Here is a 20036-nt window from a genome sequence, read left to right on the forward strand (position 1 = left end):
ATATATCATGACGTGAAACAAATGGCAGGCGAGCCTATAATGTTCCCATGCCATTCAAGGCCCCTGCTCTCAGCTGGCACCTGATCTGTAGACCGGGGTGGAAATGTATTGTGGGCATGAAAAATCATAATAGGCAGGCTTCGTCTGTATGACCCCACCTTCCAATCAGCTTAGCCGATTGCGCGGCCACTTTGGCAGATTGATACTGCTCATGGTGCTTTGCACCCTTCTGATCACCGGCTGGCTGATCTGGTACGCCTATGTACACGCCAGACAGGATATCGACCAATACAATCGCCTATTGGCCAGCCACCTGAGTCTGCAGATCGACAATACCCTGAAGAGCCTGTGGCAGCTGACCGATCCCACTTTGAAGAACGGTGAATTAGCCGACATGATCAATGGACCGGAGGAGGCGCTGCACCGGCGCATGGTTGAGCTGCACCATAGCGTACCGTCTGTGCTGCGCTTCATGGTCTACAACAACCGTGGGGTCTTGGTCGGGTCATCTCATGAATTACCAGCCAGACGAGTCGTCATCAACGACCGTGAATATTTCCGCTTTCTGCAGAACAATCGCAGCGATCAAATATATGTCGGGCGGCAGACCGCCATCCGATATGACACCCTGCCCGTCATCCCGATTGGGCGGCGGATCGAAACGGCCAACAGCGGGTTTGCCGGTGTCTTGAGCGCACCGCTGGATTATCGCTTTTTGCAAGGTTGGCTGGATTCATTGAAATTACCTAACAACTTTGTATTGATGCTGGTGCGCACCGACGGCGAAATGCTGGTCCGCTATCCCATGCTCTACTCCCCGCCGCAGGACTCCACACAAATCAATGCTGTGAAGTTATTGGAACATCATCCGGTTGGGCAGCCCTATCTGTTCAATGATCAATTGAAGCCGGGTGAGCTCAAACTCTTTGGCGTCATTCAACAGCTCGAACATTCCAATTTGATTGCGATCGTCGGTGTCGAACAATCAGCGGCACTGGCCGAATGGCGGGATCTGGCCAACGGGTACGCTTTACTGGGTCTGACCATCCTGCTGGGGTTGCTGTTTGTCTGGTGGTGGCTGGGTCGTCATTTCACCGCTCTGGCTGAAACAGAATTCCGTTGGCAACGAGCACAAGCCATCATCGATGCCAGCCCGGACATGGTGTTTGCACTGGACAGCAATGGCCGATTCCAATATGTCAACGACACCGCCAGCCAGCGGTTGGGGTACACGGGCCGCACACTGACGGGCAGCAATCTGACGGATATCGCGCCCAACCTGCCCTTGATCACCTATATCCAGCACTACCAGCACCTACGCGCCGATTACACCCGCAACATCGAATCCCAACTGCGCTGCGCCAGTGGCGAGATACTGCCTGTCGAGATCAGCACCAAGCTGATGTCCATGCAGGAATCGGAGTTGATGATTGCATTCGCCCGTGATGTCACCCAACGCAAAGATGCGGAGCGAGAGCTGGCGCGCTTGACGGAACGCTGGCAGATGCTGACGGTATCGGTCTGCATTGGCATCGCAGAGTGGGACGTTTCCCACAATCTGCTCGACTGCGATCCCATCATGGTCGAAATCTATGGTTTCCCCAGCCAGCAGGTGTCTGTGGATGGCTGGATTGCATCCATCCACCCGGAAGACAGACCACGCATCCAGGCCGAAATGGACACCATACAGCGCATGGGCGGCACCATTGATACTGAATTCCGTATCGTGCGGCAAGATGGCGTCATTCGTTATATACGTGGCTATATGCTGATGGAGCGGAACAGCGATGGCACCCCTCGCATCGTCGGCCTCAATATCGACATCACCGACCGACGCCGGGCCGAGGCCATGGTGCAGACCGTACTCAGGGTGACATCGACCTCTGTGGGTGAACACTTCTTCCGCACATTAGTGGTCGAGCTTGCGCGTGCGCTGAACATACGTTACGCCGTCATCGGCTCTTACTCCTCCGACAAAGGCAACTACCGCATGACGCACACCCTGGCGCGCGCCGAGCGAACCAGACTGCTGCCCAATATCGAATACCAGGTTCAAGGCACCCCTTCGGAGCTGGCAATCGATCAGAAGGTGTGTGTCTATGCTGATCAAGTACAAACACGCTTCCCAACCGATTTCCGCCTGGCGGAAATGAACATCCAGTCCTTGGTCAGTGTGTCATTGCGCAATGGCCGCGGTGACGTCATCGGCAGCTTGGCCATCATGGATGACAAACCCATCAGCGACCCCAGCCAAGCAACCACCTTGCTGACCATCATTGCCACCCGTACTGCCGCCGAGCTTGAGCGATTACAAGCAGAGGCCACCTTGAAGCAGGAACAACGCTACATCGAACGGGTGCTCCTCTACTCGCCCGCCATCATTTGCAGCATGAGCACAGACGGGCTCATCCGCCGTATCAATCAGGCTTATCAAGTCATCACCGGCAATGTTCCACAAGACGCCATTGGCCGCACTTGGCGTGACGTATTCGCATCCGACATCGATGAAAACCTGGTGGGACAATTTTTGAAGCGAGGCAGCGGAGAAATGGAGCACACCATTTTCTCCCGTAGCGGCGAAGCCCGCATGTTGATCTGGAAAACCACAGGCCCCCGCACCGGCGAAGGCGACGCAGCCGATATCATTGCCGTCGGTGTCGATGTCACCATGCGGCGGTCAGCCGAGGCCGAGATCCGGAAGCTGAACGCCGAGCTGGAAAAACGGGTTGCTCAACGCACTGAACAACTTCAAGCCAGCATGCGTGAGCTGGAATCATTCAGCTATTCCGTGTCACATGACCTCCGCGCGCCATTGCGCAGCATTGGCGGCTTCAGCACCATTTTGCAGGAGGATTACGCCGACAAACTGGATGAAAATGGTCAGGACTACCTGCGACGCATCGTCAACTCAGCGGGCCGTATGTCGCACCTGATTGACGACATGCTCAACCTTTCACGCATTTCAAGGCAACGGTTGAACGTCCACGAAATCGATCTGGCTCCCATCGCCAATCAGATCATCAGCGATCTCAGATTCGCCGAACCCGATCGCCGTGTCCACTGGATCTGCCCATCAACGCTCACTGCCAATGCGGACGAGCGCTTGATCCATATCGTATTGGAAAATCTGCTGCGCAACGCCTGGAAATTCAGCGCCAAACATGACGAAGCAACTATCGAATTCAACGTCTACGAAGATTTCGGCAAGCGTGTGTATTATGTCAAAGACGACGGCGCGGGCTTTGACATGCGCAATGCCGCCCGCCTGTTTGGTGCGTTCCAGCGCCTGCACGATGCCAGTGAATTCGAGGGAACAGGGATCGGGCTGGCCATCGTGCAGCGAGTCATCCATCGGCATGGCGGCAGCGTCTGGGCCGAGGGCGAAATGGATAAAGGCGCCAAGATATCCTTCACACTTCCGCCTCCTGACCCATCGCAACCCACTGACATCGAGTTCGAAAACCGCTCAGACGACGACGAGGCCAGCTGACCGGCAGGCTACTCAGCGATATAGAGCGCGGTCTCGGCTGCCTCCAGCTCTTGCACCAGGCGCTCGGACGGGCGCTGATCTGTAAATAATGCCGTTACTTGGCTCACGTGCCCCATGCGCACCATGGCATTGCGCCCAAACTTGCCATGATCAGCCACCAGAAAGATCTGGCGCGCATGTTCCACAATGGCTTGCGCCACCCGCACTTCACGATAATCAAAGTCCAGCAACGTACCATCATCGTCAATGCCAGAAATCCCGATCACCGCAAAATCCACTTTGAACTGACGGATGAAATCGATGGTCGCTTCGCCAATGATACCGCCATCCACCGGGCGCACCACCCCGCCAGCGATGATGACTTCAAAATCCTGACGATTGCCGAAAATCGATGCCACATTCAGGTTGTTGGTGATGATCCGTAATGACTTGTGATCCAACAGTGCTCGCGCCACTGTCTCTACCGTGGTGCCGATATTCATGATCAGGCTGGCATTGTCTGGAATATTGGCCGCCACTAGCTTGGCGATTCGTTCTTTTTCAGTTTGATTCCATACTTTTCGCATTGCGTACTCTTCATTCTGTACGCTGGAGCCATTCCCTGCGCCGCCATGAAACCGCTTGAGTACGCCAGATTCAGCAAGCATGTTGATATCACGCCGGATCGTCTGCGGCGTGACATCTAGCTCTTTGGCCAGCGTTTCAATCGACATATAGCCGTGTTGTTTGACCAACTGAACGATCTTCTCATGACGTGGTTGTCGCATGAATCCTCCATAGATTAAGTTCACCATTTCCAAAGCCCCTGCCAACCCATGCAACCAATGGAACAGGGCTTTGGAAATGGTGTTACTCTGATTCTACCGATAGATGGCCGACATTCAAGCAAATGCACCGACAGGCCTGATTGGATTGTGCCAAAATACCCTTCAAATATGTTCATTAATGAAAACGGAGGAAAGTATGTCAGCTTTTTTACTGGCCATCGACCAGGGAACAACCAGCACCCGCGCCATCGTGTTTGATCGGCAAGGGGTCGAGCATTCCAGGTCGCAAGCCGAGCTGACTCAATACTTTCCAGCGGAAGGCTGGGTGGAACATGATCCAGAGGAGATCTGGCGCCATACGGTTCAAGTCTGCCAAACCGCACTCAACCAACATGGCGTCACCCCAGGCAGCATCGCTGCCATTGGCATCACCAATCAACGCGAAACCACCATCGTCTGGGATCGCGCAACCGGCAAACCCGTGCACCATGCAATCGTCTGGCAAGACCGGCGCACTGCCCCCCTCTGCCAAGCCCTTTATAGCCCGGAATGCGAAGCCATGCTGGCGCAAAAGACCGGGCTGTTGCTGGACCCCTACTTCTCCGCAACCAAAATCCGCTGGATTCTCGACAACGTACCCGGCTTACGCGATCGCGCAGAGCGGGGGGAGCTGGCATTCGGCACCATTGACAGCTTTTTGCTGTGGCGGCTGACAGGCGGTAGCGTACATGCCACCGACGCGACCAATGCGGCACGCACCCTGCTCTTCAACATCCGTACTCAGCAATGGGATGAGGAGCTATTGTCCCTATTTGACATACCTGCCTCCATGTTGCCAGAGGTGAAGGACAGCGCCGCGGACTTTGGTCTGACCGATGAATCGTTATTTGGCGTGCGGCTACCGATTCGAGGAGTGGCAGGTGACCAGCAAGCTGCCACTGTCGGCCAAGCCTGCTTTGCCCCTGGCATGATCAAGAGCACCTATGGCACCGGCTGCTTCATGGTGATGAATACTGGCGAGCAGTTTGTCCAGTCCAAGAATCGATTGCTGACCACTATCGCCTATCGGCTCAATGGCAAACCCATCTATGCCATGGAGGGCAGCATCTTCATTGCTGGCGCGGCTGTGCAATGGTTGCGCGATGCATTGAAGCTGATCAACCACGCTGGCGAAACTGAAGCGCTGGCCAGGCAGGTGGCTACTACCGGCGGAGTCTATCTGGTACCGGCATTCACGGGCCTGGGCGCCCCCTACTGGGACCCACTGGCCCGAGGCTCAATTGTCGGCCTGACACGCGACTCGGGCATCGCCCACATCGTGCGCGCCGCACTCGAATCGGTATGCTATCAAACCCGTGATCTACTCGAAGCCATGCGGGCCGATGGCGCCAGCCTGCCGCAGGCACTGCGGGTGGATGGTGGCATGGTTGCCAACAATCTGGTCATGCAGTTTCTGAGCGACATGCTGACCGTACCGGTCGAGCGGCCCAGGGTCACCGAGACAACCGCGCTGGGCGCCGCTTATCTGGCGGGCTTGGGCATCGGCCTGTATCAATCACTTGATGAATTGTCTGCCTTGTGGCAACTGGAACGGGCCTTTGAGCCCGAAATGGACGAACAGCGCCGGGAGGCGCTGTATCGGGGCTGGCAGGATGCCGTCTCGCGTACACGTAGCCGTACCTGAGCAGGTTGCACGGCAGTGGTTGCCACCAGCCAACAGGTTCTGTCGATATGGCCTCAACAGAACCTGACAAACTCACACACGATGGCAATCAATAGCGATGACGGCACACAGCAGATTAGACAGTCGGCGCTGGCGTGACGCTATTCGGCGTAGCAGGCGCTGCACGAACCGGCAGGTATTCAACATTGGTAGACTGCGGTGTTGCACGTGCATGTTCCGCGCCGATCGGACGATCGGGCATCGTGGCCAAGCGGTTCAAGTCGCGCCCCAGCATGGATGCTTGCTCACCACTGTGAGTCATGGTCTGCAACACCTGGAAAGCCCAGGCAGGCAGTTGTGGATGTAGGCGGTAATGCTTCCATACGCGGTCACGGCGGACACTTACCACACGCGCATCGCGCAACTTTGCAAGGTGCCGGGATGCCTTAGGTTGCGAGCAATCAATGGCATAGCACAACTCAGCTACACTCAATTCATCCTCTGCCATCAACAGAGCTAGCATACGGCGGCGCGTGGTGTCGGCCAGAACATCGAAGACATCGTCGGCGTTGATCATGATTTCGTCTCCAGGGGAAACCGCCCCAATCGGTAAGCTATATTTAGCTTTAAAATCAGTGAGAACCCCAATACCACATCGGGGTCATTCATTTGCTTCTCCATGGTTAGCATTCAACCCTTTGTTGTGCATCGGCACAATCCGACAAAGGTCTGAAAATGGCTCCGACATATGGTTGAGCGTAGTCATCCAAAGGTCGGAACAATCCATATGGAAATTTTCCATTACGAATCCCGCCATGCATCGAAAACATGAAAAAATATCAATGAAATCATATAGAAGAAAGCAAATATACGTCCCCACTCAGACCATGCCGCTGTCTTGTCATCCAGTCGATCATTCACTTGATGTGACACTTTAAAATGATTACGTCTGTATGTATGCCTAAAAGAAACAAGCCAACGAGACACATCCAGATCATCTGAATCCCCCCCCCTGCACGCACAAGCAAGCCCCCCCAAACGCCCCGCAGATTGCGGCCAACAAGTCAGCATCGTATGATGATGGGGCATGGACGACACAATCGATCATGTAACGTCGTCAATGGCTTCCCGTTACACCATTGGCGCATGCCCAAAAACACAATTTTTGTGGAATCCATCATATGTTGTTTCAAATACCCACCTTGTTCTCCTGGTGATGCATGGTCTGACGTTGCATCATCTGCCAAGCTGTCCATTCGAATTCAGCCAGATGTAGTCAACGCGCCTATCAGCTTCGGTATTGACGATGGATCCGCGAGGAGCAGACATGTCCGTATTTACACACGTCGATTTTGACCAACATGAACAAGTGGTCTACGCACACGATGCCAAGACCGGCCTGAAAGCCATCATTGCAATTCACAATACCCACCTGGGGCCAGCCATGGGGGGCTGCCGGATGTGGGCGTACGCACATGATGACGATGCGTTGACCGATGCACTGCGGCTTGCCCGTGGCATGACTTACAAAAATGCCGTGGCACAATTGCCCATTGGCGGCGGCAAAACGGTCATCATCGGCAATGCCAAAACGGACAAGTCACCCGAACTGTTCCAGGCTTTGGGCGAAGCCATTCAACGCCTGGGCGGGCGTTACATCACGGCAGAAGATGTCGGCACGTCGCCTGCTGACATGCGTGAAGTCAATAAGACCACGCGCTTTGTGCTGGGCACATCGCAAGAGAATGGCGATCCCTCGCCTTTCACCGCACTGGGTTGCTTTGTTGGTGCGCAGGCCGCCATTCAACACAGACTGGGCCGCTCGGATTTTGAAGGATTGACGGTTGCGTTGCAGGGCCTGGGCCATGTGGGCTGGCACTATGCCCAGCAATTGCATGATGCAGGTGCCAAGCTGATCGTGACCGATATCGACACCGCGATTTTGGAACGCGCCAAAACCGAATTGAAAGCCGATGTCGTCGCGCCTGACGCCATCTATGATGTCGATGCCGACATCTACGCCCCTTGCGCACTGGGCGCCACCATCAATGCCGGCACCTTGGGGCGTCTGAAGTGCAAGATCATCGCGGGCGCCGCCAACAATCAGTTGAAAACAGCAGCACTGGGCGCTGATCTACGCGACAAGGGCATCTTGTATGCCCCTGACTTTGTCATCAACGCGGGAGGCATCATCAAGGTTTGCTATGACTACCTTGGCAAATCGCTGGCAGATGTGGACAGCCACGTACGGCGTATCCACCACACGCTGCTGGAGGTCTTTGAACGTGCTGACCATGCAGGCCAGTCCACCAGTGTGATTGCGGATCAAATGGCGGAGGCCCGATTCAAGCAGCAGGAAACCTGCACGGCATGATTACCCTCCCTGCCTGAGCAGCATCGCAGACCACGCGCCGCTTGATAGATCGCGCCATCCAGGTGGCGCGATTCCACATCGACAGCCTGCCTGTCACTGACTACGATTCCCACACCGCGCACACTGCCAAGGGGAAACGTATGGCAATCGATCCTGGACTCATCCTACTGGCACTTGCGCCGATTTTTGTGCTGACCATCGCCATCGAAGCCTGGTACTGGCATGGAAAACGCGCCATGTATACTTGGCGCGATACTTTGTCCAATGCAGCACTGGCCTTGATGCATCAGGCATCCGATGCCCTTTTTCTATGGGCCTTTGTCAAAACCGCCTATCTGTGGGTATACCAGCACGGTCCGCAATGGGTTGCCATGCCCAATCCATGGGGGGTGGTTTGCCTATTCATCCTGCAGGATTTCCTCTACTACTGGTTTCATCGTGCCAGCCACCGCATTCGCTGGATGTGGGCCTCGCATGTCGTCCACCACTCATCCGAACGGATGAATTTCTCGACGGCCTTCCGACAAAGCCTCACCTATCCGCTATCCGGCATGTGGCTGTTCTGGCTGCCTCTGGCGTGGGTTGGTTTTCCGCCTGAGTGGGTCATCCTGGCGGTAGGGCTGTCGCTTGCCTATCAATTTTTCGTGCATACCCAGGCCGTCGGCAAACTTGGCTGGGTCGAGTGGATCTTCAACACCCCCTCCCATCACCGGGCGCATCATGGCCGCAACCCACAATACATCGATAAGAACTATGCAGGCGTGCTGATCATCTGGGACAGACTATTTGGAACCTTTGAAGCAGAAGTCGCCCCCCCAGACTATGGAATCATCCGCCCCATCCATAGCCATAACCCGCTCCTGCTGACCTTTCATGAGTGGCGGGACATGCTCCAAGCCGCCTGGCAATATCATGATCTGCGGTTCTTGTGGAAACCGCCAGAATGGTCCCGCGATCAGCCCAATGGACAAATACCGCCCAAACAGGCCTCAGATGTTATATAACGGAACTTGACCTTGTGAGCCACCACATCAATTTGGCCCGGCACCATCATATGTACGCATTCCAAGACGTTGGTTCCACCGATGACCGATCTGACCACAAGAACCCTGGAGATGCCGAGGTTGACGTGGTTATGAGCGCCTACTAGACTTGCGCCCATGAAAAATGAACTCAACGAGCTCGAAGCCAAGATCCACCAGCTCGCGAGCCTCTGCCAGCACTTACGTCAAGAAAACAACGAATTGCGCCAAGCGCTTGAGATGTCGCAAGAGGAGAACCGCCGCCTGAATGACAAGGTGGAGGGCGCCAAAATGCGTATCGAACAACTGCTGCAATCCATGCCAGAAACCTCTGCGGAATGAAAAACCTCGACATCACCATCATGGGGCGTGATTTTCGGATCGCCTGCCCCGAACAGGAAGAAGCATCACTGATGATGGCCGTCGATCTACTCGATGGCCGCATTGAATCCATCAAGCGCGATGGCAAAGTGGTCGGCGCCGACCGCATTGCCATCATGGCGGCACTGAATATCGCTCATGAAATGCTCAGCATGAAAATGTCAGGCACGGACGTGGGCATGACGGAGTTCCGTCAACGCCTGCTACACATGCAGGAAGTCATCGACCAGGCCATGTTGGAGCAAAATCGCTTGTTCTGATTGATCGGTAACCGGCTGGTGAAAATTCATCCATCCCACCCACCAGCCACTTTCCACATGCTAACAATCTCTTACCGGCACGTCGGAAGCCATCTTCCAAAAAAACCAAAATGAAGGTTTGGGGAATGGTTCTGACGATGATAGAATCAATTCAGGTCCCCTGCGGTGTTCGTTCAAGGTCTAATATTCTTTGAACCAATATAGTAGAACTGGTTGCAAATCCTTGATGCCCTGTTGTGAGCGTCGCCCAGCGATGCACCTGATGGGTTCGGTGTGTAACCCCCTTGAACCTTACGGTTCAAGATGAAGGCCGTACGGCACAGGCGGGGGGCTTTCCTTACACAAAATGATCGCTGCTGATCCTGTCCCAGACCATCAGGTCGCCCTGCTCGAAAAATCACGATTAAGACGCGAACTCAAACAAGCCAGAGCGCGTTACTCTGCCAATCAACGACAATTTGCCGCTGACCAGCTGTTACGACGTGCGCTCAAGCATGGCTTGTTACAGCGTTACCGCCGCATTGGGTTTTATATTCCGATGCCGAGCGAGATCGATCTCTTGCCCCTGATCAACCAGGCTTTGTGGATGGGGTGCGAGTGTTACCTCCCGGTCGTGCCACCCGCCCGTAACCGGCTGATGCGTTTCACCCGCATCCATGCCGACCATGCCTGGTACCTCAACCGCTACCGCATCCCGGAAATCGCTGCCCCACAATCCCTCGGCGCTCGTCAGCTGGATCTGATCTTTGTACCGCTGGTCGGCGTGGATCAGGAAGGTTTCCGCCTGGGAATGGGTGGGGGGTTTTACGATACAACCCTGGCCTTTCGGCGGCTGCGTAGCTGCTGGAAGAAACCTGTCCTGATCGGGGCTGCGTTCGACTGTCAGCGTGTCAGCCGCGTCCCTCGCGAGCCCTGGGATATGCCATTGGATTTCCTACTCACTGAGTCAACATATACCAAATTCCGTCATAACCGCGCAAAGTAATTCTGAAACAGATATTTGCTGAAACATCAATGCAACATTCGGCATTGATAATTATCAGATCGGTTATTTAAGGAATTGAAACATGACTATGCTATTGCGCCTGCTGGCCGCGCTGCTCGTCACAATGCTCACCGTTCCCTCATGGGCGGAGCCCACATCCATCACGATCGTGCAAGTATTGGATCTATCCGGCCCCAATGGCGACACGGGGAAAGACTACATGACCGGCGCCAAAGTCTATTTCGACTCGATCAACGCCAAAGGCGGGGTGGATGGGCGACGCATCCAACATGTGTTTCGGGACGACCAAGGTAACCCTGCGCTGACCACCCAGCTGACCAATCAGCTGATTGATGATTACCAGCCCGCCGCACTGTTCGGTTATCTGGGTAATGATGGTGTGACTGCGATGCTGAATACGCCTCGCATCAATCGGAGTGGTATTCCTCTGGTTGCCCCTTACACTGGGCTCAATGTGTCTTCGGACACCACGCGTATCTTTCATATCCGAGCAGGGCTTGAGGATGAGACACGCAAGATCATCCGCATGGCCATCAACAATGGTCTGGAGAAGCTGGCTGTGTTCCATGGCAACGACAGCCTTGGCCGCGCGGGCATGAAAGCAATCGAACAGGCACTCGCCAGCGAGAAGAAACCGTTGTTGGCACATGTGGCCTACACCGGCCAGCAGATCAATCAATCCGTCAAGGAGATCTGGCAAGCCAAGCCACAGGCCGTCATTCTGGCGGCACCAACCATTGCCACTGCCAACTTCGTCCGTGAATACCGGAAGGTCAGCCCAGGCACGATGTTCTTCGCACTGTCCTCGATCAACCACCAGACCCTGCAGGAGTTCCTGGGCACGCCTCAGGCAGCACAGGGGATTGCCGTGACCACTGTGATCCCATCCCCCAGTAACCCGACCACCGCCATTGCGCGTGAGCACATCAAAGCCATGAAGATATACCGTGACGAAGCCCCTTCTTATGCTACGTTGGAGGGCTTCATCGCGGCCAAATATCTCGTCGAGGCATTGCGCAAAGCCGGCAGCCAAGATCCACAACAGGTGGCCAAGGCTCTGACCACCACCCGCCACCTCGACCTGGGGGGATACCTGCTCGATTTCAGCAGCGATGCCAAACGCGGCTCGCGTTATGTCGATCTGGCGGTCTTCAGCCGCTCTGGCGTCTTGACCAATTGATCATGACCAGCTCCCGTTTCCGTTGACGTGGCGCCACCGCCCCGCCAGCGGAAACCGGTCGTGACAGGTCACCCCTTGTCATCAGCCTCATCTGTGCCTTGTCGGCCCCCCCTATTTTGCGGCAAAGTCGTCACCCATCACCTTGATCGGCTGGCCTCGCCATGAAGCGACTAATCCTCACACTGAGCATCGCCGTGACCAACGCCAGTCTGGCCGCTGAAGCACCCCTATGGGAGGCTGGGCTGGGCGTGGCCGCCATCGATTTGCCCGACTATCGCGGCTCGGACGAACGCAGCCGTTATCTGCTTCCCATCCCCTACTTCGTCTATCGCGGCGACCGTCTGAAAGTTGATCGCAACGCGATACGAGGCGTGCTGATCGACCAGCCCACTTGGCAGATCGAGCTGAGCGGCAATGGCACGCCCCCCGTGAACAGCAAGCACAACCACGCCCGCGCCGGCATGCCCGACCTCAACCCCTTGGCCGAGCTTGGCATGGTGACCAAGCTGCGCCTGTCAGACACAAACTGGCTGGGTGCTACGCCATCATTGCATCTGCCGATCAGAGCCGCCTATACCTTGCAACGACAACCACGCTACATTGGTATGACCGCCGGTCTGCGGCTGAATCTGGATTGGCCTGCGCAGGCATCGACAGCAGGGTGGAATACGGCCCTGCAGTTTGGGCCCGGCTACAGTAGCCGCGCCTATCAGGATTATTTCTATGGCGTGGCGCCCGCCCATGCCACCAGTGAGCGGCCAGCCTATCAAGGCAGATCAGGCTATGATGGCGTGCAATTGACCTGGTCTGCCTCAAAGCGTGTTGGCCAGGTCTGGCTGGGTGCCTTTGTCCGCACCGACCATCTGCAAGGTGCCGCCTTTGACGACAGCCCGTTGCTGAAGCAACGCCACACCGTCAGCGCTGGGCTGGGCGTCGCCTGGGTGCTGGGTCAATCAAGACAGATGGTCGATGCAGCCGATTAGGCAGAGTTGCAGAGCTGCCAAGCCGCTCACTGGCAACATTTGAACAGGAGAGATTCAGCCATGCGCTACTGGCTAATGAAAAGCGAGCCCGACGATTGTTCAATCGATGATCTGGCGGCATTACCCAATCAATCGGTCGCTTGGTATGGCGTACGTAACTATCAGGCACGTAATTTCATGCGTGATCAAATGGGGGTGGACGATCTGGCCCTGTTTTACCACTCCAGCTGCGCAGCACCCGGCATCGCAGGCATCGTGCGGATCAGCAAGAAAGCCTACCCTGATGAAACCCAATTCGACCCAAGCTCACGTTTCTTCGACCCGAAGGCGAGCCGGGACAATCCACGCTGGCTGAATGTCGATGTGCAACTTGTCCGCAAGACACGGCTGATGGCACTTGCGGAGATGCGGCAGCTACCAGAGCTGGCCACGATGATCGTCCTGCAAAAAGGCAATCGCCTATCCATCACACCAGTGGACCCGGGACATTGGCGATTCATCGAGGCGCGACTCGGCTGATGACTGACTTCCTTTCGATTTTCATGTGGGCGTACCTGGGCATCGGTATCGGGGCAGGCTTTCTCGCGGGCCTGCTGGGCGTAGGAGGCGGGCTGATCATCGTCCCAATGCTGGTTTTCTGCTTCGAGCAGCAGGGGTTTCACGATCCGCTCCACCTGGCCTTGGGGACTTCCTTGGCCAGCATTCTGTTCACATCCCTATCCAGCATTCGCGCCCATCATGGCCGACAGGCCGTCAACTGGCAGATTGTGCGGCGGATCACGCCAGGCATCCTGGTCGGTACATTTCTTGGTGCCCAGATCGCCGGAGCCCTGCCCACCACGCCCCTCAAGTGGTTTTTCATCGTGTTCATCTTTTATGTCGCGGTGCAAATGCTGTTGAATATCAAGCCGCAACCCAGCCGGGGCTTGCCCACCCTCCCAGGCATGACCGGCGTGGGATTGGGGATAGGCAGCGTATCCAGCCTGGTTGGCATTGGCGGAGGCTCGCTGTCAGTGCCATTCATGAGCTGGTGCAATGTCAAAATCCATGAGGCCATCGGAACATCCGCAGCCATCGGCTTTCCCATCGCATTGGCCGGGGCGGCGGGCTATATCACCAGCGGCTGGGCTCAGCCCAGCCTGCCAATGGGTAGCCTGGGCTATGTGTATTTACCCGCGCTAACTGGTATTGTGATCACCAGCGTGCTGATGGCCGGGCAAGGCGCCAAGTTAGCCCACACATTGCCGGTGGCGCAATTGAAAAAAGCATTCGCCGTCCTCTTGCTGGCCGTTGGCAGCAAAATGCTGGCGGACATGCTCTGATAGATCGATTACAACAACATCACGAGATACCCGACATGCGTACCCAACTCTATCCTCCCATCGCCCCTTTCAACCAAGGCATGCTCAAGCTGGATGACATCCATACCATGTATTTCGAGGAATCCGGCAACCCGCAGGGTGTGCCGGTCGTTTTCCTGCATGGCGGGCCGGGTGCGGGCTCCAGCCCCAAGCACCGCCAGTTTTTTGACCCAGCGTTCTACCGCATCGTGGTCTTTGATCAGCGAGGTGCCGGGCGCTCCACCCCACTGGGTGAGCTGAAAGACAACACGACAGGCCATCTGGTTGCTGATATCGAAGCCCTGCGCCGTCACCTGGGCATCGACAAATGGCTGGTCTTTGGTGGATCGTGGGGGTCAACCCTGTCGCTGGCTTATGCAGAGGCTCATCCAGAACGGGTGCTGGGCCTGGTGCTGCGGGGTATTTTCCTGTGTCGTGACAGTGAAATCGATTGGTTCATGCATGGCATCCGCAATATCTTCCCTGATCACTGGAAAACGTTCTCCGAGTTTTTACCTGCTGAAGAGCGGTCGGATCTGTTGACGAACTACTATCGCCGCCTGACCGATCCTGATCCGGCCATCCATATGCCTGCAGCACGGGTTTGGAGCCATTACGAGGGCGCGTGCTGCACACTGTTGCCTGATGAAAGCCTGCTTTCCAGCCACTTTGACGACGACAATGTCGCGTTGGGTCTGGCCCGCATCGAAGCCCATTACTTCATGAACAAGATCTTCCAGCCAGACAACCATCTGCTCGACAGCATTGGTCGCATCCGGCATCTCCCGGCAGTCATCGTGCAAGGGCGCTACGACATTGTCTGCCCCCCGATCACCGCGTGGGATCTCCATCAAGCCTGGCCCGAAGCAGAATACATCGTTGTGCATGATGCAGGCCATGCGGCGTGGGAGCCAGGCATATGCAGCGAACTGGTCAAGGCGTGCGAGCGATTCAAGGAAACGCTTGCATGACACTATCGACACGCTGGGCAGTGCCGGATGACTGGCCTGCAGTCGCATTGTTCCGATACGAAAGCAGCCTGGCCCATTTCGAGCATATACCAGAGGTGTTTGGCCATCTGCCCCCGAGGCCGATGGATGAGCAGTCGGTGACGAACTGGATGGCCAAACATCAACTCACAGTCAGATTGGCCTGCGCAGGCCCCACACCTGTCGGCTTCTGTGTATTGCGCTGCCATCAGCCCGACTTGCCTGGCTTCGCGCCTTTCGGTCAGATCATGGATATCTTCATCGCACCCGCCTACCGGCGGCAGGGGCTGGCCGGCACCTTATTTGCCGACATGCGTCACCATCTGGCGACGCAGGGCATTCATGAGCTGGTGCTGGATGTCTATGACTACAATCAGGAGGCCAAACGGCTCTATCAACGGCTCGGCTTCATCCCGATCAAGCAGACCCTGTCATTGTCTTTTTGATGCAAAACGCTGCTGGTGCAGATCAGTTGTCTGCCGCTTCAACCCTGTCGGGCAGGGCATCCGGTTCCGTTGAGGTTCTCCTCATGGCATGCCCTGCACCGGTCTTGCTCCCAAAACCAATTCAGCGCAAGCTATGAAACCGTATCCACCAAACTCAGGAGAAGTGCGATGTTGAAAGGCTATGGCATGTCCCTTTCCGGCAACTGCTACAAGGTCAAATTGGCCTTGACCCAGCTTGGCCTTCCGTTCGAGTGGCATGAGGTTGACCTGCGTGGTGGGGAACAACGCACGTCGCAGTTCCTGCGCATGAACCCCAATGGCAAAGTGCCGGTCTTGCAGATCGATGAGCAGACCTTTCTGCCAGAGTCGAATGCCATTCTGTACTACTTGGGCCAAGGCACGCCGCTCATGCCGCAAAGCAAGCTGGAACAGGCACAGGTGATGCAATGGCTGTTTTTCGAGCAATACAGCCACGAGCCCTATATCGCCGTTGCACGGTTCATCGTCAAACTGGCGGGCCGCCCAGCCAGCCGGGAACAAGAGCTGCAGAATTGCATCGTCAACGGCTATAAGGCGCTGGACGTGATGGAACAACATCTGGCCAGACATAATTTCTTTGTCAGCAACCAGTACTCGATCGCAGACATTGCACTCTATGCCTATACTCATAAGGCAGAGGACGGTGGCTTTTCGCTGGACAACTACCCCGCTATCCGGGCTTGGATGAGCCGGGTCACGCAACAGCCAAAGCACATTCCGATGTAAGAAGCGGCTTGCAGAATCGAGCGCGGCTGTCAGTCGGTGGCGAGCAGCGCGGGGGCCACCATGTATCGTAGGCTCCCGAGCATTGCCCAAAGCCGGCTTCCAGCCATATTGCAGATCGCTTCCAGGTGGCCAGGCCTTCGCCGGGGCTCCCCTCCCACGTCGTCGCTTGTTGACCACCCCCTGATAGCCGCTGCTTCGGCAAGACCGTCGATTCCTGGCTTGCCCGCATTCTCATGAGGTACACACCATGAAGCCTGTACTCCTCACTGCACTCTGCCTCTGCTGTCAATTGGCTTGGGCAGATGCCAATGCCGATTTCAATATGGCCAAGCAGAAGATCGATGCCGATTACAAAGCCGCCCTGACAGCCTGTGGTGAACAACCAAAGGCAGAACAGGCGGCATGCAAGCGCGAGGCCAAATCCACCATGCAGGCCAGCCTGAGTGATGCGCGCAAGCAAAAGGAAGCCGATGCCAAATGCCGCGATTGCGGTACCGTGATCAGTGCCAACACGTATGAAATCAAGGGCGAAGGCTCCGCGCTGGGTGCCGTTGCCGGTGGCGTGGCGGGTGCGCTGCTGGGCAAGCAGGTCGGTAAGGGTGATGGCAATAAAGTCGCCACCGTAGCCGGGGCGGCGGGCGGCGCCTATGCCGGTTATAAACTGGAAGAGCACATAAAGACCAAACAAGCCTATGAATACGAGGTCAAGCTGGCCAATGGTAAAACCGTGACCATCCGCCCGGAGCCCGCTCACGAACAAGCCCAGTTCAAGGCTGGAGACAAAGTGAAGGTAAACGGCCAGGCCATCCAGGCGCGTTAGGGTGGTATTGGCACGGTTGCATGGTTCACGTTGAAATGCATGGTATCGACAGACCGCCCCACCATTCGATTCAACGCAGGCAGCCAAACCATGCCAGTGCAGCCCGGACATCACTGCGAGGAGCCTTCTGCCTTGCGTAGTCGCTATTCGTTCCGACACGGCTTTGCATGGTGCCGGTGGTGCGGTGTGGGGCTGGTGGCCTTGGTGGCATCAAGTGCGCTCTGGGCCGCCTCTCCCTTTGCAGACCGGGATTTCAGCCAAATCGACCAATATGTGTTGGCAGCGCCCACACCGACCATGGAGTCACCTGAGACCCTGGCCCATTATTTGAGCCAGGGTGCCAGAGATGATGTAGATCGCGCCAGAGCCATTTTTCGATGGTTGGCAGAAAACATCGAATACGATACCGATGGCTTTTTCTCTGGCCACTATGGTGATCTGAAACCCGCGTCGGTACTCAAACGACGCAAGACCGTGTGCTCCGGGTACACCAATCTGTTCACGGCATTGGCCAAGCTGATGGGGCTCAATGTCACCACCATTCGGGGCTACGCCAAAGATGTCGCCCACAGCGACGGCGAGCCCTTTGAGGATGCCAATCATGATTGGATCGGCATCCAGCTGGGCGATCACTGGTACTTGATCGAGCCCACTTGGGGAGCGGGCGGACTCGACGACGCCGGGCGTTTCAGGAGGCAATTCTCACCACAGTACTTCCTGATCGAGCCTGCCGATCTGGCTGACACCCATTTTGCGCAAGAGCCACGCTGGCGGGCGCCAGGTCAGACCACGCTGGCGGAATTCGTCAAACGAATTCGCCCCTTTGCGGCGTATTATCAGTATCAGCTAGGCAACATCAGCGCATTGGACTATCGCATCCAGGTGGACTGCAGCGGCTGGCGGGTCACCCTTACCACACCCGAGGATGTCTATCTGACAACCAGCCTGGAACAAGGTGATCAACACTTTGAGCAGCAGACCTTCATTCAGCGGCTAGGTGGGCGGCATCATATTCTGGTCAATGCACCGCAAGCGGGCGAGTATCTGCTACGTATTTTCGCCAAGCGCAAGCATGAAGCTGGGCATCAGTTTACCCAGGCACTACGCTATCGGCTGGTCTTTGCCCAAGGCAGCCCATTTCTGTTTCCTGTGCACTTTGTGACACTACGGGAACATGCTGGCACGCTCATTTCGCCGCTACGCAGTGATTTGACTTTGCATGACACGGTGGATTTTGCAATTGGGCTGCCCACTGCCCGCGAGGTTTCGGTGGCAACTGGCAACAGCCCATGGGTCAAGTTGACCCGCCGCGCTCATGGTGTGTATGAGGGCAAGGCAAAGATCAGTGGGACAACACTGCTTTTAGCCAAATTCAATGATTCGGATGACCAGTATTACAATCTGGCCAGTTTCACTGCCACCAGCCAAGTTCAACCGACGGGGTTCACAACCTGCCAACCCGGTCAGGAATAGCCTTATTCCACCTGCTGGGTGTCAGGTTGGCCGACACGCGCCATCAATCTGCCATAGGCAGCCACCACTTCTTCTAACGTCAAGTCGGCTACCTCTTTACTGGGTGGCTGCAGTATTTCGAAGGGAACGCCCCAGGGGTGCCAGACCTGAGCATCCGACAGACCAAAGAAGCAGACAATCGGTTTACCCAGCCCAGCAGCAATGTGCATGGCACCACCATCTGAACAGATCACCTCATCGGGTAAAGCCATGCTGCCAATCAGCTCTGGCAAGGTTTCTGTGGGGCATGGGAACAAAGGCAGGCCCGACAGTGCGTTGATGATGGCGGCAGCCTTGCCATCATCGCCCGGGTGGAGGGGATTGTGCTCATCCCCTGGCGACCAGAACAACATGATGCCACATCGCTGATGCTGGTAAAGGTGACGTGCCAAAGCGATGAAACGCTCAGCAGGCCAACGCTGGCTCGGCTTTCTCGCGCTGATATGCAAACCGATCAATTTCATACCCGCCCGATAGCTTGCATGGGCGTTCAGTTGCTGCCGGGCGATCCGTACCTGATCCGGGTTTGGCACCAGTGTCAACCGCTCGGCTGGTTTCTCCACCCCAAGCGGGACAGTCAACGGTGCCATCAACTGTACACAGTGTTGGGCAGCCGTCGGCACCTTTTGCGGCAAATCGATGGCGGCGGTCGGCAGGCCATCTGGTGTAAATCCAATGATGTGCTTTGGCAGCAGCCGCTTGGCCATTCCTGCCGCACGGCCAGTGAACCCGTTACCAGCCAGGATCACATAATCATACCGATTGCGCAGTAGCCGGACATAAAGTGCGAAACGTCGCCATAAGTTGGTCAGTACATATTCACCCTCGGCCCGATGTTTGCCTTTGGTATAGGCGAACACGCTATTCAGATGCGGATTGTGCGCCAACACGGCGACGTTATAGCTATTCACCAATGCATCGATCTGCGCAGCAGGAAAGCGTGCTCTCAGGCTGGCGATCATCGGTGTAGTGCAGACCAGATCGCCAATGTTGTCGCGGCGAATGATCAATATACGGAGGGTGTCAGATGCTTCCATG

Annotated in this window: 19 protein-coding genes and 1 other RNA gene; 17 read left to right on the forward strand and 3 right to left on the reverse strand. The window is 56.1% G+C overall.

All coding sequences use genetic code 11. The features are described 5' to 3' along the window. Positions 1-211: 211 nt before the first annotated feature. Positions 212-3490 carry a PAS domain S-box protein gene (locus HNQ59_RS01430; protein WP_184034214.1) on the forward strand — a complete coding sequence of 1093 codons (3279 nt, stop codon included), beginning with the start codon at positions 212-214 and terminating at the stop codon, positions 3488-3490. 8 nt (positions 3491-3498) lie between these two features. Here the strand turns inward: HNQ59_RS01430 and HNQ59_RS01435 are convergent, their stop codons facing one another. Beyond that, positions 3499-4257, reverse strand: a complete 759-nt coding sequence (locus HNQ59_RS01435) for a DeoR/GlpR family DNA-binding transcription regulator (RefSeq protein ID WP_184034217.1) — start codon at positions 4255-4257, stop codon at positions 3499-3501. A gap of 196 nt (positions 4258-4453) precedes the next feature. Between HNQ59_RS01435 and glpK the strand changes: the two genes are divergently transcribed. Beyond that, on the forward strand, positions 4454-5941 hold the full coding sequence (glpK, locus tag HNQ59_RS01440; protein WP_184034219.1) for a glycerol kinase GlpK: 1488 nt from the start codon (positions 4454-4456) through the stop codon (positions 5939-5941). A 115-nt stretch (positions 5942-6056) separates the two neighbouring features. On the opposite strand, the gene HNQ59_RS01445 is transcribed toward glpK, so the two are convergent. Next, positions 6057-6497 carry a metalloregulator ArsR/SmtB family transcription factor gene (locus tag HNQ59_RS01445; protein WP_184034222.1) on the reverse strand — a complete coding sequence of 147 codons (441 nt, stop codon included), beginning with the start codon at positions 6495-6497 and terminating at the stop codon, positions 6057-6059. Positions 6498-7247: 750 nt separating this feature from the next. Between HNQ59_RS01445 and HNQ59_RS01450 the strand changes: the two genes are divergently transcribed. The 15 genes from HNQ59_RS01450 (at position 7248) to HNQ59_RS01520 (ending at position 18959) form a co-directional block, all read left to right on the forward strand. Continuing rightward, a complete protein-coding gene (locus HNQ59_RS01450) occupies positions 7248-8294 on the forward strand; it encodes a Glu/Leu/Phe/Val family dehydrogenase (protein ID WP_184034225.1) in 1047 nt (348 codons plus the stop codon). A gap of 140 nt (positions 8295-8434) precedes the next feature. After that, on the forward strand, positions 8435-9298 hold the full coding sequence (locus HNQ59_RS01455; protein ID WP_184034228.1) for a sterol desaturase family protein: 864 nt from the start codon (positions 8435-8437) through the stop codon (positions 9296-9298). 156 nt (positions 9299-9454) lie between these two features. Beyond that, the gene (locus tag HNQ59_RS01460; protein ID WP_184034231.1) at positions 9455-9658 is read left to right on the forward strand and encodes a hypothetical protein; all 204 of its coding nucleotides are present in this window, start codon (positions 9455-9457) and stop codon (positions 9656-9658) included. Then, a complete protein-coding gene (locus tag HNQ59_RS01465) occupies positions 9655-9957 on the forward strand; it encodes a cell division protein ZapA (protein ID WP_184034234.1) in 303 nt (100 codons plus the stop codon). Before HNQ59_RS01460 ends, HNQ59_RS01465 begins: the two co-directional genes overlap by 4 nt. A 154-nt stretch (positions 9958-10111) precedes the next feature. Continuing rightward, positions 10112-10291: non-coding RNA, 6S RNA (ssrS, locus tag HNQ59_RS01470), on the forward strand. 12 nt (positions 10292-10303) lie between these two features. Further along, positions 10304-10942, forward strand: coding sequence for a 5-formyltetrahydrofolate cyclo-ligase (locus HNQ59_RS01475; protein WP_184034237.1), 639 nt, complete (start codon positions 10304-10306; stop codon positions 10940-10942). Positions 10943-11024: 82 nt separating this feature from the next. Continuing rightward, positions 11025-12143: an ABC transporter substrate-binding protein gene (locus HNQ59_RS01480; protein WP_184034240.1), complete on the forward strand. Its 1119-nt coding sequence runs from the start codon at positions 11025-11027 to the stop codon at positions 12141-12143. Positions 12144-12304: 161 nt separating this feature from the next. Then, entirely contained in the window at positions 12305-13126 is an 822-nt protein-coding gene (locus HNQ59_RS01485) for a MipA/OmpV family protein (RefSeq protein ID WP_184034243.1), read from the forward strand. A 60-nt stretch (positions 13127-13186) separates the two neighbouring features. Next, a complete protein-coding gene (locus HNQ59_RS01490) occupies positions 13187-13645 on the forward strand; it encodes an EVE domain-containing protein (protein WP_184034246.1) in 459 nt (152 codons plus the stop codon). After that, positions 13645-14448 carry a sulfite exporter TauE/SafE family protein gene (locus HNQ59_RS01495; RefSeq protein WP_184034249.1) on the forward strand — a complete coding sequence of 268 codons (804 nt, stop codon included), beginning with the start codon at positions 13645-13647 and terminating at the stop codon, positions 14446-14448. The genes HNQ59_RS01490 and HNQ59_RS01495 overlap by 1 nt, the downstream gene beginning before the upstream one ends. A 35-nt stretch (positions 14449-14483) precedes the next feature. Next, entirely contained in the window at positions 14484-15437 is a 954-nt protein-coding gene (gene pip, locus HNQ59_RS01500; protein ID WP_184034252.1) for a prolyl aminopeptidase, read from the forward strand. Next, on the forward strand, positions 15434-15901 hold the full coding sequence (locus HNQ59_RS01505) for a GNAT family N-acetyltransferase (RefSeq protein WP_184034255.1): 468 nt from the start codon (positions 15434-15436) through the stop codon (positions 15899-15901). Before pip ends, HNQ59_RS01505 begins: the two co-directional genes overlap by 4 nt. Positions 15902-16069: 168 nt before the next feature. Next, a complete protein-coding gene (locus tag HNQ59_RS01510) occupies positions 16070-16666 on the forward strand; it encodes a glutathione S-transferase family protein (RefSeq protein WP_184034258.1) in 597 nt (198 codons plus the stop codon). A 247-nt stretch (positions 16667-16913) separates the two neighbouring features. Next, positions 16914-17486, forward strand: a complete 573-nt coding sequence (locus HNQ59_RS01515; RefSeq protein WP_184034261.1) for a glycine zipper 2TM domain-containing protein — start codon at positions 16914-16916, stop codon at positions 17484-17486. Between the two features lie 39 nt (positions 17487-17525). Further along, on the forward strand, positions 17526-18959 hold the full coding sequence (locus tag HNQ59_RS01520) for a transglutaminase domain-containing protein (protein WP_184034264.1): 1434 nt from the start codon (positions 17526-17528) through the stop codon (positions 18957-18959). A 2-nt stretch (positions 18960-18961) separates the two neighbouring features. Here HNQ59_RS01520 and HNQ59_RS01525 read toward each other — a convergent pair whose 3' ends face one another. Further along, a complete protein-coding gene (locus tag HNQ59_RS01525; RefSeq protein WP_184034267.1) occupies positions 18962-20035 on the reverse strand; it encodes a glycosyltransferase family 9 protein in 1074 nt (357 codons plus the stop codon). Position 20036: the final 1 nt, after the last annotated feature.

It is taken from the genome of Chitinivorax tropicus (genome assembly GCF_014202905.1).
Classification (GTDB): Bacteria; Pseudomonadota; Gammaproteobacteria; order Burkholderiales; family SCOH01; genus Chitinivorax; species Chitinivorax tropicus.

Excerpts from the sequence above, each read along its gene's own strand:
- HNQ59_RS01490 (WP_184034246.1), top strand. The coding sequence starts at position 13,187 with ATGCGCTACTGGCTAATGAAAAGCGAGCCCGACGATTGTTCAATCGAT.
- HNQ59_RS01475 (WP_184034237.1), top strand. The coding sequence starts at position 10,304 with ATGATCGCTGCTGATCCTGTCCCAGACCATCAGGTCGCCCTGCTCGAA.
- HNQ59_RS01435 (WP_184034217.1), bottom strand. The coding sequence starts at position 4,257 with ATGCGACAACCACGTCATGAGAAGATCGTTCAGTTGGTCAAACAACAC.
- HNQ59_RS01510 (WP_184034258.1), top strand. The coding sequence starts at position 16,070 with ATGTTGAAAGGCTATGGCATGTCCCTTTCCGGCAACTGCTACAAGGTC.
- HNQ59_RS01460 (WP_184034231.1), top strand. The coding sequence starts at position 9,455 with ATGAAAAATGAACTCAACGAGCTCGAAGCCAAGATCCACCAGCTCGCG.
- HNQ59_RS01485 (WP_184034243.1), top strand. The coding sequence starts at position 12,305 with ATGAAGCGACTAATCCTCACACTGAGCATCGCCGTGACCAACGCCAGT.
- HNQ59_RS01525 (WP_184034267.1), bottom strand. The coding sequence starts at position 20,035 with ATGGAAGCATCTGACACCCTCCGTATATTGATCATTCGCCGCGACAAC.
- pip (WP_184034252.1), top strand. The coding sequence starts at position 14,484 with ATGCGTACCCAACTCTATCCTCCCATCGCCCCTTTCAACCAAGGCATG.
- HNQ59_RS01430 (WP_184034214.1), top strand. The coding sequence starts at position 212 with ATGGTGCTTTGCACCCTTCTGATCACCGGCTGGCTGATCTGGTACGCC.
- HNQ59_RS01480 (WP_184034240.1), top strand. The coding sequence starts at position 11,025 with ATGACTATGCTATTGCGCCTGCTGGCCGCGCTGCTCGTCACAATGCTC.
- HNQ59_RS01505 (WP_184034255.1), top strand. The coding sequence starts at position 15,434 with ATGACACTATCGACACGCTGGGCAGTGCCGGATGACTGGCCTGCAGTC.
- HNQ59_RS01450 (WP_184034225.1), top strand. The coding sequence starts at position 7,248 with ATGTCCGTATTTACACACGTCGATTTTGACCAACATGAACAAGTGGTC.
- HNQ59_RS01465 (WP_184034234.1), top strand. The coding sequence starts at position 9,655 with ATGAAAAACCTCGACATCACCATCATGGGGCGTGATTTTCGGATCGCC.
- HNQ59_RS01515 (WP_184034261.1), top strand. The coding sequence starts at position 16,914 with ATGAAGCCTGTACTCCTCACTGCACTCTGCCTCTGCTGTCAATTGGCT.
- HNQ59_RS01495 (WP_184034249.1), top strand. The coding sequence starts at position 13,645 with ATGACTGACTTCCTTTCGATTTTCATGTGGGCGTACCTGGGCATCGGT.
- HNQ59_RS01445 (WP_184034222.1), bottom strand. The coding sequence starts at position 6,497 with ATGATCAACGCCGACGATGTCTTCGATGTTCTGGCCGACACCACGCGC.
- HNQ59_RS01455 (WP_184034228.1), top strand. The coding sequence starts at position 8,435 with ATGGCAATCGATCCTGGACTCATCCTACTGGCACTTGCGCCGATTTTT.
- glpK (WP_184034219.1), top strand. The coding sequence starts at position 4,454 with ATGTCAGCTTTTTTACTGGCCATCGACCAGGGAACAACCAGCACCCGC.
- HNQ59_RS01520 (WP_184034264.1), top strand. The coding sequence starts at position 17,526 with ATGGTATCGACAGACCGCCCCACCATTCGATTCAACGCAGGCAGCCAA.